Below are 14622 nucleotides of genomic sequence, written 5' to 3' on the forward strand. Positions count from 1 at the left end.
TCGGGAGGGTGCGGGTTCCCCTGCGTCGTGACGCGGCGGCCGGGCGCCTGGTCAGATGCCCATCGGGTGCCAGACCGTCTTGGTCTCCAGGAACGTGCGCAGGCGCTTGGTGCCGGGCGCCTCGGTCCAGTCCGCGGCGGCCGGGTCGGCGGCCGGGCGCAGCACCCGCTTCAGGGTGTCCGCGGCGGACGCCTCCAGGGCGGCGGCCGAGCCGGGCCCGTCCGGGTGGACGGCGCCGGTCAGGTCGATGCCGTTGACGTCCTGGTGCGAGGCGAGCGTCGGGGCGATGTCCGCGGTGCGGCCGGAGATCACGTTGACCACGCCGCCGGGCAGGTCGGAGGTGGCCAGCACCTCGCCGAGCGACAGCGCGGGCAGCGGTGCGCCGGAGGCGGCGGCCACCACGACGGTGTTGCCGGAGGCGATCACCGGGGCGATCACCGACACCAGCCCGAGGAAGGAGAAGCCGTACCCGGCCTGCGGCGCCACGACGCCGACCACGCCGGACGGCTCCGGGGTGGAGAGGTTGAAGTACGGCCCGGCGACCGGGTTGGCGTTGCCGGCGATCTGGGCGATCTTGTCCGTCCAGCCCGCGTACCAGACCCAGCGGTCGATCGCGGCGTCCACCAGGGCGGCGGCCTTCTTGGCGCTCAGGCCCTCGGCGGTGGCCACCTCGGCGGTGAACTGCTCGCGGCGGCCCTGCAGCATCTCGGCGACCCGGTACAGCACCTGGCCGCGGTTGTACGCGGTGGCGCCGGACCAGCCCTTGACGGCGGCGCGCGCGGCGAGCACGGCGTCCCGGGTGTCCTTGCGGGTGCCGAGCGGGGCGTTGGCGAGCCACTGGCCCTTGGAGTCGGTCACCTCGTACACCCGTCCGCTCTCGGACCGCGGGAACTTCCCGCCGACGTACAGCTTGTAGGTCTTGAGGACGTCAAGACGAAGTGCGCCATCAGACATCGCGGGCCTCGACATTCAGGTAGGGCTCCAGACCGTGCCGGCCACCCTCGCGGCCGTACCCCGACTCCTTGTAGCCGCCGAACGGCGACGCGGGGTCGAACTTGTTGAAGGTGTTCGCCCAGACCACACCGGCCTTGAGCCGGCTCGCCGTCCAGAGGATCCGCGAGCCCTTCTCCGTCCAGATGCCGGCCGACAGCCCGTACGGGGTGTTGTTGGCCTTCTCCACCGCCTCCGCGGGGGTGCGGAAGGTGAGCACGGACAGCACCGGGCCGAAGATCTCCTCGCGGGCGATCCGGTGGGCCTGGCTGACGCCGGTGAACAGCGTCGGGCGGAACCAGTAGCCGGCGCCCGGCAGGTCGCAGGACGGCGCCCAGCGCTCGGCGCCCTCTGCCTCGCCCGCGTCGGTCAGCTCGGTGATCCGGGCGAGCTGCGCGGCCGAGTTGATCGCGCCGATGTCGGTGTTCTTGTCGAGCGGGTCGCCGACGCGCAGCGTCGACATGCGGCGCTTGAGCGCCTCCAGGAACTCGTCCTGCACCGACTCCTGGACGAGCAGCCGGGAGCCCGCGCAGCACACGTGGCCCTGGTTGAAGAAGATGCCGTTGACGATGCCCTCGACGGCCTGGTCGATCGGCGCGTCGTCGAAGACGATGTTCGCGGCCTTGCCGCCCAGCTCCAGCGACACCCGGGTGCGGCTGCCGGCGAGCTGGCGGGCGATCGAGCGGCCGACCGGGGTCGAGCCGGTGAAGGCGACCTTGTCGACGTCGGGGTGGGCGGTCAGCGCGGCGCCGGTGCGGCCGTCGCCGGTGACGATGTTGACGACGCCCTTCGGCAGGCCCGCCTGGCGGCAGATCTCGGCGAAGCGCAGCGCGGTGAGCGGGGTCGTCTCGGCCGGCTTGAGGACGACCGTGTTGCCGGTCGCCAGGGCCGGGGCGATCTTCCACGCCAGCATCATCAGCGGGAAGTTCCACGGGATGACCTGCGCGGCCACGCCGACCGGGCGCGGGTTCGGGCCGAAGCCCGCGTGGTCGAGCTTGTCGGCCCAGCCCGCGTAGTAGAAGAACCACGCGGCGACCATCGGCAGGTCGAAGTCGCGGGTCTCGCGGATCGGCTTGCCGTTGTCCATCGACTCCAGCACCGCGAGCTCGCGCGAGCGCTCCTGGACGATCCGGGCGATCCGGAAGAGGTACTTGGCCCGCTCGCTGCCAGGCAGCGCCGACCAGTCGGTGAACGCCCTGCGGGCGGCGGCGACCGCGCGGTCGACGTCCTCGGCGGTGCCCTGCGCGAACTCCGCCAGCACCTGCTCGGTGGCCGGGTTGACGGTCTTCAGCGCCTCGCTGCCACTGGAGTCGACGAACTCGCCGCCGATGAAGTGGCCGTACGAGGTGGCGATGTCGCCCGCCGCGGCGGGGGACTCGGGGGCCGGCGCGTACTCGAACAGGCCGCTCTTCCCGGTCACGGGCTCGTCCGTCTTCTTGTTCTTGGCCATCTGTCTCAGTCCACCGTCACGTAGTCGGGGCCGGAGTAGCGTCCGGTGGTCAGCTTCTGGCGCTGCATCAGCAGGTCGTTGAGCAGGCTGGAGGCGCCGAAGCGGAACCAGTGCGGGCTCAGCCAGTCGTCGCCCAGGGTCTCGTTGACCATCACCAGGTACTTCATGGCGTCCTTGGTGGTCTTGATGCCACCGGCCGGCTTCACGCCGATCTGCACGCCGGTCTGCGCCCGGAAGTCGCGGACGGCCTCCAGCATCAGCAGCGTCACCGGGGGAGTGGCGTTCACCGCGACCTTGCCGGTGGACGTCTTGATGAAGTCGGCGCCGGCCAGCATCGCCAGCCAGGAGACGCGGCGCACGTTGTCGTACGTCTGCAGCTCGCCGGTCTCGAAGATCACCTTGAGGTGGGCGGAGGTGCCGTCGGGGCGGCGGCAGGCCTCCTTCACCGCGGTGATCTCCCGGAAGACGTCCAGGTAGCGGCCGGACAGGAACGCGCCGCGGTCGATGACCATGTCGATCTCGTCGGCGCCCGCGGCCACCGCGTCCGCGGTGTCGGCCAGCTTCACCGGCAGGGCGACCCGGCCGGCGGGGAAGGCGGTGGCGACGGAGGCGACCTGGATGTCGGTGCCGCGCAGCGCGTCCTTCGCGGTCGCGACCATGTCCGGGTAGACGCAGATGGCCGCGACCCGCGGCGCCGTCGGGTCGGACGGGTCGGGGTTGCGGCCCTTGGTGCAGAGCGAGCGCACCTTGCCGACCGTGTCCGCGCCTTCCAGCGTGGTCAGGTCGATCATCGAGATCGCCAGGTCGATGGCGTACGCCTTCGCCGTGGTCTTGATCGAGCGGGTACCGAGCGTGGCGGCGCGAGCCTCCAGGCCGACCTGGTCGACGCCGGGCAGGCCGTGCAGGAAGCGGCGGAGCGAGGCCTCGGACGCCGCGACGTCCTCAAGACCGCTGCCCGCAGCGCCCGATGGCACCTCCCGGCCGCCAGGCTGGGGGTTGGCGTTGGCTGCAAGAGTGGACATAGTCACCAGACCAGCATATCTACGCGCGTAGCGATCCGCTAGGGGGGCCGGGTTTCGATACGGGACCGAGATGTGGGCGCGCGGAGGCCTCGACGGGCTCCCGCCGGCCGTCCCCGGCGCGGGCCCCGGAGGTGTGCGGACGGGCCGGGGGCGTCCTCGCGCGAACGGGACGCCCCCGGCCGGGGAGAATGCCGGGGTGACCTCCGCAGCCGGCGAGCAGCCCGCCCCCCGCAAGAAGACCGGCCGGCGCCCCGGCGGCGCCGACACCCGGCGCACCGTGCTGGAGGCGGCGCGCGCGGAGTTCGCCGCGCGGGGCTACCAGAAGGCGAGCATGCGGGCGATCGCCCGGGCGGCCGGGGTCGACGCGGCGCTGCTGCACCACTACTTCGGCACCAAGGACAGGCTCTTCCTGGCGGCGCTGGAGTTCCCCGTCGACCCGCGGCTGATCGTCCCGCAGGTGCTGGAGGGCGACCGTGCGGAGATCGGCGGGCGGCTGGCCCGGCTGGTCCTCGACCTGTGGGAGCAGCCGGCCCTGCGGGACCGCCTGCTCGCGGTGCTGCGGACGGCCGCGGCCTCCGAGGAGGTCGCCGGGCTGATGCGCGGCTTCATGGTCACGGAGGTGGTCTCCGGGGTGGCGGCCGGGCTGGACGTGCCGCAGCCGGAGCTCCGGGTCGAGCTCGCGATGTCGCAGGTGATCGGCCTGGCCATGGCCCGGTACGTGCTCGCCGTCGAGCCGCTGGCCTCGACCTCCCCGGACGAGCTCCTGCCGCTGCTGGCCCGGGCCCTGCAGGGCTGCCTCGCCGAGGCCTGACCGCCGCCCCGGGGGCCGGGCCGGGCGCGGTGCCGCCCGGGGTTCCGTCCTGTCGTCCGAGGGGTTCACGGGGCCGCCCCGGCGGTTGTCCTGCGCGGTCGCCCTGCGCGCTCGCCCTGTGCGGTTGTCCTGCGTGGTCGTCCACGGTGTTCCCGGTCTTGACGGCCGCCGTTCCCGCGCGCAAAACTCATCGCATGATGAATTCTGCGGCGGGGCCGGCCCCCGCCATCCGCACCGACGGGCTCACCGTCGTCCGCGGCGGCCGCACCGTCCTGCACGGGCTCGACCTCACCGTGCCCCGCGGCTCCGTCACCGGGCTCCTCGGCCCCAGCGGCTGCGGCAAGAGCACGCTGCTCCGCGCGATCGTCGGCGTGCAGCGCACCGCCGGCGGCAGCGTCGAGGTGCTCGGCCGCCCCGCCGGCGCCGCCGAACTGCGCGAGCGCGTCGGGTACGTCACCCAGGCGCCCTCCGTCTACGGCGACCTCACCGTCGCCGAGAACCTCGCCTACTTCGCCGCCGTCCTCGGCGCACCCCGCACCGACCCCGCCCGCGTCGTCGAGCAGGTCGGCCTCACCGGCCACGAGCACGACACCGCCGGCCGGCTCTCCGGCGGCCAGCGCGCCCGCGTCTCGCTCGCCGCCGCCCTGCTCGGCACCCCCGAACTGCTGATCCTCGACGAGCCCACCGTCGGCCTCGACCCCGTGCTCCGCCAGGACCTCTGGCGACTCTTCCGCGGGCTCGCCGACGACGGCGCCACCCTGCTCGTCTCCAGCCACGTCATGGACGAGGCCACCCGCTGCGACAGCCTCCTCCTCATGCGCGAGGGCCGCCTGCTCGCCCACGACACCCCGGCCGCGCTGCTCGCCGCCACCGGCGCCGACGACATCGACGGCGCCTTCCTCGCGCTCGTCGCCGGCGGCACCCCCGCACCCGTGGAGAGCCCCCGATGAACCTCCGCCGCACCCTCGCCACCACCCGGCGGGTCCTCGCCCAGCTCCGCCACGACCCGCGCACCCTCGCGATGCTGCTCGTCGTGCCCTGCGTGCTGCTGACCCTGCTGCGCTACATGTACGACGGCCGGCCGGAGGACTTCGACCGGATCGGCGCGGCCCTCCTCGGCGTCTTCCCGCTGCTCGTGATGTTCCTCGTCACCTCGGTCGCGATGCTCCGCGAGCGCACCAGCGGCACGCTGGAGCGCCTGCTCACCATGCCCCTCGGCCGGCTCGACCTGCTGCTCGGCTACGCGCTCGCCTTCGGCCTGGTCGCCCTCGTGCAGGCGGCGCTGGCCTCCGCGCTGACCATCGGCCTGCTCGGCCTCGACGTCGCCGGGCCGACCTGGCTGCTGTTCGCCGTCGCGGTCGGCGACGGGCTGCTCGGCATGGCCCTGGGGCTGCTGGTCTCGGCGTTCGCCGCGACCGAGTTCCAGGCCGTGCAGTTCCTCCCGGCCGTGCTGCTCCCGCAGTTCCTGCTGTGCGGGCTGTTCGTGCCGCGCGAGCGGATGGCGGAGGTGCTGCGCTGGGCCTCCGACGTCATGCCGCTGTCGTACGCCGTCGACGCGATGAGCAGGCTGACGGTGCACGGCGGGGTGGGCGGTGCGGTCGTCCGCGACCTCGCCGTCATCGCCGGCTGCGCCCTGCTCGCCCTCGCCCTCGGGGCGGCGACGCTGCGCCGCCGGAGCGCCTGACGGCGGCGGGGGACGGCCGGGGGCGGCACCGGCCGGGCTCCCCGGGGTGCGTCGCGGGCATGGGGCAGAATCGTCCCCATGACCGAATCCGACGGCACGCCCGACCCCGGCTCTGCCGCCCCCCAGGAGCCGAAGTACGCCGACCGCGTCTACCGCTCCGGCCCCGGCATCATCTCCGGCGTGCTGCTGCTCGCCGTCGCAGGCTGGCTGATCGTCGACGCCGTGATCTCCGGCTCCGGCCGCACGCCGTGGGTGGCGCTGGCCGCCGCGCCGGTCTTCGCCTTCCCGGTGATCGCCTACACCCTGCGGCCCGCCGTGTACGCCAACGACCGCCGACTGCTGGTGCGCAACCCGCTGCGCACGATCGACGCGCCGTGGTCCGGGGTCGAGGGGCTGAAGTCGGGGTACTCCGTCGAGCTGTTCGCCGCCGGCCACAAGTACCAGGTGTGGGCGGTGCCGGTGTCGATCCGCCAGCGGAAGACGGCCCGCCGCCGGGCCGACCGTGCGCGGGCCGCCGGCGACCCGGGGCTGACGCGCCGTCCCGGTGACAGCGATCCGACCCGGGCGTGGTCGGACCAGGTGGTCGACGAGCTGCAGGAGATGGCGTCCCACCGCTCCGCGCACGCCGCGGCGCAGGGCCCGGTCGTCGTCCGCTGGTGCTGGTGGGTGATCGCGCCGACGGTGCTCGGGCTGATCGCGCTCGTCGCGCTGATCGTCACGGGCTGACCGGCCGTCCGGCCGCCGTACGCCGCAGGGCCCGGGTGCTCGGGCCCTGCGGCGTACGGCGCGGCGGTGTCAGGCGGTGGTGATGCCCGCGGCGGCGGCGAGGTCGTGCTTGAGGCCGGCGAGCAGGGCGGCGGCGCGCTCCCGGGCGGGGGCGAGACCGGTGGCTCCGTCGACCGGCAGGACGACCTCCAGGTAGCACTTGAGCTTGGGCTCGGTGCCGGACGGCCGCACGACGACCCGGGCCGAGCGGACGCCCTCGCCGTCCAGCACGTAGCGCAGGCCGTCGGTGGGGGGCAGGTCGTCGGAGCCGGCCGTCAGGTCGTCGGCGCGGGTCACCCGGAGGCCGGCGAGCAGGGTCGGCGGCTTGTCGCGGAGCTGCCGCATGGCGTCGGCGATCAGGGCGAGGTCGTCGACGCGGACGGAGAGCTGGTCGGTGGCGTGCAGCCCGTGCTCCACGGCCAGGTCGTCCAGCAGGTCGGCCAGGGTGCGGCCGGAGCGCTTGAGGGTGGCGGCGAGTTCGGCGACGAGCAGGGCGGCGGTGATGCCGTCCTTGTCGCGGACGCCCTCCGGGTCGACGCAGTAGCCGAGCGCCTCCTCGTAGCCGTAGCGCAGCCCCTCGGCGCGGGAGATCCACTTGAAGCCGGTGAGGGTCTCGGCGTGGCCGAGGCCCGCGGCGTCGGCGATCCGGCCGAGCAGCGTGGAGGAGACGATGGTGGTGGCGAAGGTGCCGGTCGCGCGCTTGGCGACCAGGGCCGCGCCGAGCAGGGCGCCGACCTCGTCGCCGCGGAGCATCCGCCAGCCGCCGTCGGACGGGTCCGGCACGGCGACGGCGCAGCGGTCGGCGTCCGGGTCGTTGGCGATGACGAGGTCCGGGCGGGCGGCGGCGGCGGTGCGGTACGCGAGGTCCATCGCGCCCGGCTCCTCCGGGTTGGGGAACGCCACGGTGGGGAAGTCCGGGTCGGGCTCGGCCTGTTCGGCGACGACGGTCGGGGCGGGGAAACCGGCCCGGGCGAAGGCGGCCAGTAGGGTGTCGCGTCCGACGCCGTGCAGCGGGGTGTAGACGACGTCGAGGTCGCGGGGGCCGGCCGGGTCGAGCACGGTGACGGCCCGGGCGAGGTAGGCCTGCTCGACGTCGTCGCCGAGCACCTCCCAGCCGCCGTCGGCGCGCGGCACGTCGGCGAGCGCGCCGATCGCGTCGATCTCGGCGGCGATCTCCGCGTCGGCGGGCGGCACGATCTGCGAGCCGTCGCCGAGGTAGACCTTGTAGCCGTTGTCCTGCGGCGGGTTGTGGCTGGCGGTGACGGTGACGCCGGCGGCGGCGCCGAGGTGGCGGACCGTGAAGGCGAGCACCGGGGTGGGCAGCGGGCGCGGCAGCAGGGCGGCGCGCAGGCCGGCGCCGACGACGACGGCGGCGGTGTCGCGCGCGAAGTCGTACGACATGTGGCGGGCGTCGTAGCCGACGACGACGAGGTCGCCGAGCTCCGGGTGGCGGCGGAGGTGGGCGGCGAGGCCGGCGGCGGCGCGGATGACGACGGCGCGGTTCATCCGCATCGGGCCCGCGCCGAGCTCGCCGCGCAGGCCGGCGGTGCCGAACTGCAGGCGGCCGGAGAAACGCTCGGCCAGCCGTGACCAGGCGATCCGCTGGCCGGTGTCGGCGTCGGTGCCCTCGGCGGCGGCGAGCAGCTCGGTGAGCTCGTCGCGGGTCCGCGGGTCCGGGTCTTCGGCGAGCCAGGTGCGGGCCCGGTCGAGGAGGTCGGTGGTGGGTGCCTGCGCCATGCTGCGAGCTCCAAACGAAGTGTGGGCCGGCCGGCGGCGGGCGGCGGCACCGCTGGGTGCGGGCCGGCCGCCGCCGGTCTACTGATTCTGCGTCAGGACGGGCTCAGATCCGCTCAAGGACCTTCGCGAGCAGCGAGCCCATGCGCTCGGCGCTGGCCTTGCCGGCCTCCAGGACCTCTTCGTGGTTGAGCGGTTCGCCGGTCATGCCGGCGGCGAGGTTGGTGACGAGGGAGAGGCCGAGCACCTCGGAGCCGGCCTCGCGGGCGGCGATGGCCTCCAGGGTGGTGGACATGCCGACGAGTTCGCCGCCGATGACGCGGGCCATGTTGACCTCGGCCGGGGTCTCGTAGTGCGGGCCGCGGAACTGCACGTAGACGGCTTCGTCGAGGGTCGGGTCGACCTCGCGGCACAGGGTGCGCAGCCGCTTGGAGTAGAGGTCGGTGAGGTCGACGAAGTTGGCGCCGACGATGGGCGAGTCGGCGGTGAGGTTGATGTGGTCGCTGATCAGCACGGGCTGGCCGGGCTGCCAGCCCTGGCGCAGGCCGCCGCAGCCGTTGGTGAGCACGACGATGCCGCAGCCGGCGGCGGCGGCGGTGCGGACGCCGTGCACGACGGTGGCCACGCCGTGGCCCTCGTAGTAGTGGTTGCGGCCGAGGAAGATCAGGGCGCGCTTCCCGCCGACCTGCACGGAGCGGATGCGGCCGGCGTGTCCGGCGACCGAGGGCGCGGGGAACCCGGGGAGTTCGGTCACGGGGAACTCGACCGTGCCGTCGTCGTCGGGGTCGCCGATGGCGTCGGCGGCGGGCACCCAGCCGGAGCCCATCACGAGGGCGACGTCGTGGCGCTCGGCACCGGTCAGCTCGCGCAGGCGCTCGGCGGCGGCCCGGGCGGCGGCATAGGGGTCGGCGGAGACGACCGACTGAGGAGATGCGTTCACACGGCCGAGGATAGTCAACATTCGCCTACGCGCGTAGACCATCCCGTGAAGACGCGCCGGATCGTTACCCGGATCGTCCGGAAAGACCGGAAACGTCCCCCTGACCGGGCGTCCTTCCGGCGGATCGCACCAGGGCGCGCGCCGTCCGCGGCCCCGCGGCCGTCAGCAGGGGCGGCGGCGCAGGTCGAGCACGTAGTCGTCCGGCGCGCCGGCGCTCTCCGCCGCGTCCCCGATCAGCCCGAGGTAGCGCGCCGCGGGCAGACCGCCCTCGTAGTCGTTGAGCACGTACGTCCACACCGGGATGTCGCCGTCCAGGGTGTGCGCGCGCAGCCGGATCTTGCGGTAGATGCCGAGCTGCACGCCCTCCCAGCGGTCCAGGCCCTCCTCGTCGACCGGCGAGACGTCGTAGAGGGAGACGAAGACCTGTTCCTTCTCGTCCTCCACGACGGTGGCCAGCGAACCCTCCCAGCCGAGCTGCTCGCCACCGAAGGTGAGCCGCCATCCGTCCAGCCAGCCGGTGCCGCGCAGCGGGGAGTGCGGGGCGCGCCGGGTCATCTGCCGGGCGTCGAGGTTCGTGGCGTACGCGGCGTAGAGCGACATGGGCGCCAGCCTACGGGAGTGCGCCGCCCGGGGCGGGCGCGGGAGTGCTCACCGTCACATCGGGGCGCGGTGAGCACCCGGCAACGCCCCCGGGCGTGGATTTGCTTCCGGCATGCGGGACAATGGTGCTCGTGACTCGGATCGTGATCATCGGTGGCGGACCCGGCGGATACGAGGCGGCCCTGGTGGCGGCCCAGCTCGGCGCGGAGGTGACCGTCGTCGACCGCGACGGACTCGGCGGATCGGCGGTGCTGACGGACTGCGTTCCGTCCAAGACCCTGATCGCCACGGCCGAGGTGATGACCACCTTCGACAGCTCCTACGAGGAGCTCGGCATCATCGTGGCCGACGACACCCCGCCGCTGCAGCAGAAGGCCCGGGTGGTCGGCGTCGACCTCGGCAAGGTCAACCGCCGCGTGAAGCGCCTCGCCGTCGCGCAGTCCCACGACATCACGCAGGCCGTCACGCGCGCCGGCGTCACCGTGCTGCGCGGCCTGGGCCGGCTCGGCTCCGGCGGCCAGGCGGCCGACGGCTCCCGCGAGGTGCTGGTCGAGCGGGCGGACGGCACCACCGAGGCGCTGCGGGCCGACGCGGTGCTGATCGCCACCGGCGTGCACCCCCGCGAGCTGCCCGACGCCCAGCCGGACGGCGAGCGCATCCTCAGCTGGACCCAGGTCTACGACCTGGACGAGCTGCCCCGCGAGCTGATCGTCGTCGGCTCCGGCGTCACCGGCGCCGAGTTCGCCGGCGCCTACCAGGCGCTCGGCTCCAACGTCACCCTGGTCTCCAGCCGCGACCGCGTGCTGCCCGGCGAGGACCCGGACGCCGCCGAGGTGCTGGAGGACGTCTTCCGCCGCCGCGGCATGAACGTCATGGGCCGCTCCCGCGCCGAGAGCGCCAAGCGGATCGGCGACAAGGTCGAGGTCACCCTCGCGGACGGCACGGTGATCGAGGGCACGCACTGCCTCATGGCCGTCGGCTCCGTCCCGAACACTGCGGGCCTGGGCCTGGAGGAGGCCGGGGTGAAGCTCAACGACTGGGGCCAGATCCAGGTCGACCGGGTCTCCCGCACCTCGGCCCCGGGCGTGTACGCCGCCGGAGACTGCACCGGCGTCTTCATGCTCGCCTCGGTCGCCGCCATGCAGGGCCGGATCGCGATGTACCACGTGCTCGGCGACGCGGTGCAGCCGCTCAACCTCAAGACCGTCGCCTCCAACGTCTTCACCGACCCCGAGATCGCCACGGTCGGCTACACCGCCGCCGACGTCTCCTGCGGGAAGATGGACGCCGTCGAGGTGAAGCTGCCGCTGCGCGGCAACCCGCGGGCCAAGATGCAGGGCATCCGGGACGGCTTCGTGAAGCTCTTCTGCCGGCCGGGCACCGGCATCGTGGTCGGCGGCGTCGTCGTCGCGCCGCGCGCGAGCGAGCTCATCCATTCGATCTCGCTCGCGGTGGACAACAACTTGACGGTCGAACAGGTGGCCGGCGCGTTCACCGTCTACCCGTCCCTCTCCGGCTCCACCGCCGAGGCCGCCCGGCAGCTGCACATCCGCAAGCGCGAGGGCTCGGACTCCTGACCTGCCGGTGCGTGCCGGGGCGGCCGCCGTGGCGGCCGCACCCCGGCGCACCACCCGCGTGGCCCAGCGCGCGGGAAGCGGTCGGCGGCGCGAATTGTACGGTCGTGCGCCGCTCCGACGTGAGCGTTTCCCGTTACCAGGTGCAAACGCCTGAAAGCAGACGGTCATTCGGTTACCGTCGGTTCCGTGTTTGCAGCAGAACGTCGCCAGTTGATCCTTGAGATGGTGCGCGCCAACGGAGCGGTCTCGCTCCGGGAACTGGCCCGCGTCGTCCAGACCTCCGAAGTCACCGTCCGTCGGGACGTCCGGGCCCTGGAGGCCGAAGGGCTGCTCGACCGCCGCCACGGCGGCGCGGTGCTTCCCGGAGGCTTCAGCCGGGAGCCCGGCTACCCCCAGAAGACCCATCTCGCCGCGGCCGAGAAGAGCGCCATCGCCGACCTGGCCGCCGGCCTGGTCGAGGAGGGCGACGCCGTGGTCGTGGGCGCCGGCACCACCACGCAGGAGCTGGCCCGCCGGCTCGCCCGGGTGCCCGGCCTCACCGTGGTCACCAACTCCCTGCTGGTGGCGCAGGCCCTCGCGCACGCCAACCGCGTCGAGGTGGTGATGACGGGCGGCACCCTGCGCGGCTCCAACTACGCCCTGGTGGGCAGCGGCGCCGAGCAGTCGCTGGCCGGCCTGCGGGTCTCCAAGGCGTTCGTGTCGGGCAGCGGCCTGACCGCCGAGCGCGGCCTGTCGACCACCAACATGCTGTCGGCGAGCGTGGACCGGGCCCTGGTGCAGTCGGCCGCCGAGGTGATCGTCCTCGCCGACCACACCAAGCTCGGCGCCGACACGATGTTCCAGACGGTGCCCACCGACGCCATCACCCGGCTGGTCACCGACGAGCAGTCCGCCGCCCACGACCCGACCGCCCGCGAGCTGGACGCGCTCGCCGACTGCGGCGTGCAGATCTCGCTGGCCCCGCTCGGGACGCCCGCGGAGCCGCCGGTGCACAGCGGGCCCGCCCACCCGGGACCGGCGGCGCACCAGCCGCCGCCGGGCGGGGGCCCGGCCGGGCTGCGGCGTGCCGCGCCGCCCGGCGCCCCGCTGCCCGGCCAGCGCCGTCCGGGCGCGCACGGCGGCCTGATCGCCCGGCCGCTGGCCACCGGCCGTCCGGACGTGACGCGGGTCAGACGTCCTTGATCTCGCAGAGTGCGGCACCGCTGCTGACGCCGGCGCCGACCTCGGCCTTGAGGCCGACGACGGTGCCGGCCTTGTGCGCGTTGAGCGGCTGCTCCATCTTCATCGCCTCCAGGACGACGATCAGCTCGCCCTCGGCGACGACCTGGCCCTCCTCCACGGCGACCTTGACGATGGTGCCCTGCATCGGGGAGGCGAGGGTGTCGCCGCTCGCCGCCGTACCGGCCTTCTTGGCGCCGACCCGGCGCTTGGCGACCTTCGTGCCGGTCGCCGCGGGGGCGGTGGGGACGCCGAGCGAGGAGGGCAGCGAGACCTCGATCCGCTTGCCGCCGACCTCGACGACCACGGTCTCGCGGGTCTCGGCCTCGTCGCCTTCACCGCCGGCGCCGGTGAAGGCCGGGATGGTGTTGTCGAACTCGGTCTCGATCCAGCGGGTGAAGACCTCGAACGGCGCGTCGCTGCCGTGCACCTCGGGTGCGAACGCCGGGTCGGTGACCACGGCGCGGTGGAACGGGATGGCGGTGGCCATGCCCTCGACCGTGAACTCCTCCAGCGCGCGGGCGGCGCGCTGGAGCGCCTGCTTGCGGGTGGCGCCGGTGACGATCAGCTTGGCGAGCAGGGAGTCCCAGGCGGGGCCGATGACCGAGCCGGTCTCCACGCCCGCGTCGAGGCGCACGCCCGGGCCGGACGGCGGCGCGAACAGCGTCACGGTGCCGGGGGCCGGCAGGAAGCCGCGGCCGGGGTCCTCGCCGTTGATCCGGAACTCGATCGAGTGGCCGCGGATCTCCGGGTCGTCGTAGCTGAGCGCCTCGCCGTCGGCGATGCGGAACATCTCGCGGACGAGGTCGAGGCCGGCGACCTCCTCGGAGACCGGGTGCTCGACCTGCAGGCGGGTGTTGACCTCCAGGAAGGAGATCAGACCGTCCTGGGAGACGAGGAACTCGCAGGTGCCGGCGCCGACGTAGCCCGCCTCGCGGAGGATCGCCTTGGACGCGCGGTACAGCTCGGCGTTCTGCTCGTCGGTCAGGAACGGCGCGGGCGCCTCCTCGACGAGCTTCTGGTGGCGCCGCTGCAGCGAGCAGTCGCGGGTGGAGACGATGACGACGTTGCCGTGGCTGTCGGCCAGGCACTGGGTCTCCACGTGCCGCGGCTTGTCGAGGTACTGCTCGACGAAGCACTCGCCGCGGCCGAAGGCGGCGACCGCCTCGCGGACGGCCGACTCGTACAGCTCGGGGATCTCCTCCAGCGTGCGGGCGACCTTGAGGCCGCGGCCGCCGCCGCCGAACGCCGCCTTGATGGCGACCGGCAGGCCGTGCTCGGAGGCGAACGCGACGACCTCGTCGGCGCCGGAGACCGGGTCCGGGGTGCCGGCGACGAGCGGCGCGCCGGCGCGCTGCGCGACGTGGCGGGCGGTGACCTTGTCGCCGAGGTCGCGGATGGCCTGCGGCGGCGGGCCGATCCAGGTCAGGCCCGCGCCGATGACGGCCTCGGCGAAGTCGGCGTTCTCGGAGAGGAAGCCGTAGCCGGGGTGGACGGCGTCCGCACCCGAGTCGGCGGCCGCCTTGAGGACCTTGGCGATGTCCAGGTAACTGGTCGCGGGAGTGTCGCCGCCGAGCGCGTAGGCCTCGTCGGCCGCGCGGACGTGCAGAGCGTCCCTGTCCGGCTCGGCGTACACGGCGACGCTGGCGATACCGGAGTCCCGGCAGGCCCGGGCGACGCGGACGGCGATTTCTCCGCGGTTGGCGATGAGCACCTTGCGCACTGTGGCTCCCTTCGTGAAACCTCGTTGAGTCTAGGGATCCAAACGCACTACCGGCGAGTAGTCCCTGGTGGTGAGCTGGCCCACACGGAGCGTCACCCGTACGGTGAT

13 protein-coding genes are annotated in these 14622 nt (G+C 73.9%); 6 read left to right on the forward strand and 7 right to left on the reverse strand.

Features of this window, described 5'->3' with window-relative positions; genetic code table 11:
* Positions 1-51 precede the first annotated feature (51 nt).
* From SNE206_RS11700 to deoC, 3 genes are read right to left on the reverse strand one after another with little or no spacing between them, the layout of a single operon-like run.
* The gene (locus SNE206_RS11700; protein ID WP_407913227.1) at positions 52-954 is read right to left on the reverse strand and encodes an aldehyde dehydrogenase family protein; all 903 of its coding nucleotides are present in this window, start codon (positions 952-954) and stop codon (positions 52-54) included.
* On the reverse strand, positions 947-2440 hold the full coding sequence (locus SNE206_RS11705; RefSeq protein WP_407913228.1) for an aldehyde dehydrogenase family protein: 1494 nt from the start codon (positions 2438-2440) through the stop codon (positions 947-949). The genes SNE206_RS11700 and SNE206_RS11705 overlap by 8 nt, the downstream gene beginning before the upstream one ends.
* Positions 2441-2445: 5 nt before the next feature.
* Positions 2446-3462: a deoxyribose-phosphate aldolase gene (gene deoC, locus SNE206_RS11710; protein WP_407913266.1), complete on the reverse strand. Its 1017-nt coding sequence runs from the start codon at positions 3460-3462 to the stop codon at positions 2446-2448.
* Between the two features lie 196 nt (positions 3463-3658).
* Between deoC and SNE206_RS11715 the strand changes: the two genes are divergently transcribed.
* The 4 genes from SNE206_RS11715 to SNE206_RS11730 all read left to right on the forward strand — a co-directional run bounded on the left by SNE206_RS11715 (position 3659) and on the right by SNE206_RS11730 (position 6683).
* Positions 3659-4273 carry a TetR family transcriptional regulator gene (locus SNE206_RS11715; RefSeq protein ID WP_407913229.1) on the forward strand — a complete coding sequence of 205 codons (615 nt, stop codon included), beginning with the start codon at positions 3659-3661 and terminating at the stop codon, positions 4271-4273.
* A gap of 194 nt (positions 4274-4467) precedes the next feature.
* The gene (locus tag SNE206_RS11720; protein WP_407913230.1) at positions 4468-5223 is read left to right on the forward strand and encodes an ABC transporter ATP-binding protein; all 756 of its coding nucleotides are present in this window, start codon (positions 4468-4470) and stop codon (positions 5221-5223) included.
* Positions 5220-5957, forward strand: a complete 738-nt coding sequence (locus SNE206_RS11725) for an ABC transporter permease (RefSeq protein ID WP_407913231.1) — start codon at positions 5220-5222, stop codon at positions 5955-5957. Before SNE206_RS11720 ends, SNE206_RS11725 begins: the two co-directional genes overlap by 4 nt.
* A gap of 78 nt (positions 5958-6035) precedes the next feature.
* Positions 6036-6683, forward strand: a complete 648-nt coding sequence (locus tag SNE206_RS11730) for a PH domain-containing protein (RefSeq protein ID WP_407913232.1) — start codon at positions 6036-6038, stop codon at positions 6681-6683.
* A gap of 69 nt (positions 6684-6752) precedes the next feature.
* On the opposite strand, the gene SNE206_RS11735 is transcribed toward SNE206_RS11730, so the two are convergent.
* From SNE206_RS11735 to SNE206_RS11745, 3 genes are all read right to left on the reverse strand, one after another.
* Positions 6753-8459, reverse strand: a complete 1707-nt coding sequence (locus tag SNE206_RS11735) for a phospho-sugar mutase (protein WP_407913233.1) — start codon at positions 8457-8459, stop codon at positions 6753-6755.
* Positions 8460-8562: 103 nt separating this feature from the next.
* Positions 8563-9396 carry a purine-nucleoside phosphorylase gene (locus SNE206_RS11740; protein ID WP_407913234.1) on the reverse strand — a complete coding sequence of 278 codons (834 nt, stop codon included), beginning with the start codon at positions 9394-9396 and terminating at the stop codon, positions 8563-8565.
* 162 nt (positions 9397-9558) lie between these two features.
* A complete protein-coding gene (locus tag SNE206_RS11745; protein ID WP_405013019.1) occupies positions 9559-9996 on the reverse strand; it encodes a gamma-glutamylcyclotransferase in 438 nt (145 codons plus the stop codon).
* 122 nt (positions 9997-10118) lie between these two features.
* On the opposite strand from SNE206_RS11745, the gene SNE206_RS11750 reads away from it, so the two are divergent.
* On the forward strand, positions 10119-11573 hold the full coding sequence (locus SNE206_RS11750; protein WP_407913235.1) for an NAD(P)H-quinone dehydrogenase: 1455 nt from the start codon (positions 10119-10121) through the stop codon (positions 11571-11573).
* Between the two features lie 222 nt (positions 11574-11795).
* Positions 11796-12755: a DeoR/GlpR family DNA-binding transcription regulator gene (locus SNE206_RS11755; RefSeq protein ID WP_407913267.1), complete on the forward strand. Its 960-nt coding sequence runs from the start codon at positions 11796-11798 to the stop codon at positions 12753-12755.
* On the opposite strand, the gene SNE206_RS11760 is transcribed toward SNE206_RS11755, so the two are convergent.
* Positions 12742-14514: an acetyl/propionyl/methylcrotonyl-CoA carboxylase subunit alpha gene (locus SNE206_RS11760; protein ID WP_407913236.1), complete on the reverse strand. Its 1773-nt coding sequence runs from the start codon at positions 14512-14514 to the stop codon at positions 12742-12744. The two genes, SNE206_RS11755 and SNE206_RS11760, sit on opposite strands and share 14 nt — an antisense overlap.
* Positions 14515-14622: the final 108 nt, after the last annotated feature.

Source organism: Kitasatospora sp. NE20-6 (assembly GCF_045862635.1).

Excerpts from the sequence above, each read along its gene's own strand:
- SNE206_RS11700 (WP_407913227.1), bottom strand. The coding sequence starts at position 954 with ATGTCTGATGGCGCACTTCGTCTTGACGTCCTCAAGACCTACAAGCTG.
- SNE206_RS11705 (WP_407913228.1), bottom strand. The coding sequence starts at position 2,440 with ATGGCCAAGAACAAGAAGACGGACGAGCCCGTGACCGGGAAGAGCGGC.
- deoC (WP_407913266.1), bottom strand. The coding sequence starts at position 3,462 with ATGTCCACTCTTGCAGCCAACGCCAACCCCCAGCCTGGCGGCCGGGAG.
- SNE206_RS11720 (WP_407913230.1), top strand. The coding sequence starts at position 4,468 with ATGATGAATTCTGCGGCGGGGCCGGCCCCCGCCATCCGCACCGACGGG.
- SNE206_RS11725 (WP_407913231.1), top strand. The coding sequence starts at position 5,220 with ATGAACCTCCGCCGCACCCTCGCCACCACCCGGCGGGTCCTCGCCCAG.
- SNE206_RS11730 (WP_407913232.1), top strand. The coding sequence starts at position 6,036 with ATGACCGAATCCGACGGCACGCCCGACCCCGGCTCTGCCGCCCCCCAG.
- SNE206_RS11735 (WP_407913233.1), bottom strand. The coding sequence starts at position 8,459 with ATGGCGCAGGCACCCACCACCGACCTCCTCGACCGGGCCCGCACCTGG.
- SNE206_RS11745 (WP_405013019.1), bottom strand. The coding sequence starts at position 9,996 with ATGTCGCTCTACGCCGCGTACGCCACGAACCTCGACGCCCGGCAGATG.
- SNE206_RS11750 (WP_407913235.1), top strand. The coding sequence starts at position 10,119 with ATGGTGCTCGTGACTCGGATCGTGATCATCGGTGGCGGACCCGGCGGA.
- SNE206_RS11755 (WP_407913267.1), top strand. The coding sequence starts at position 11,796 with ATGGTGCGCGCCAACGGAGCGGTCTCGCTCCGGGAACTGGCCCGCGTC.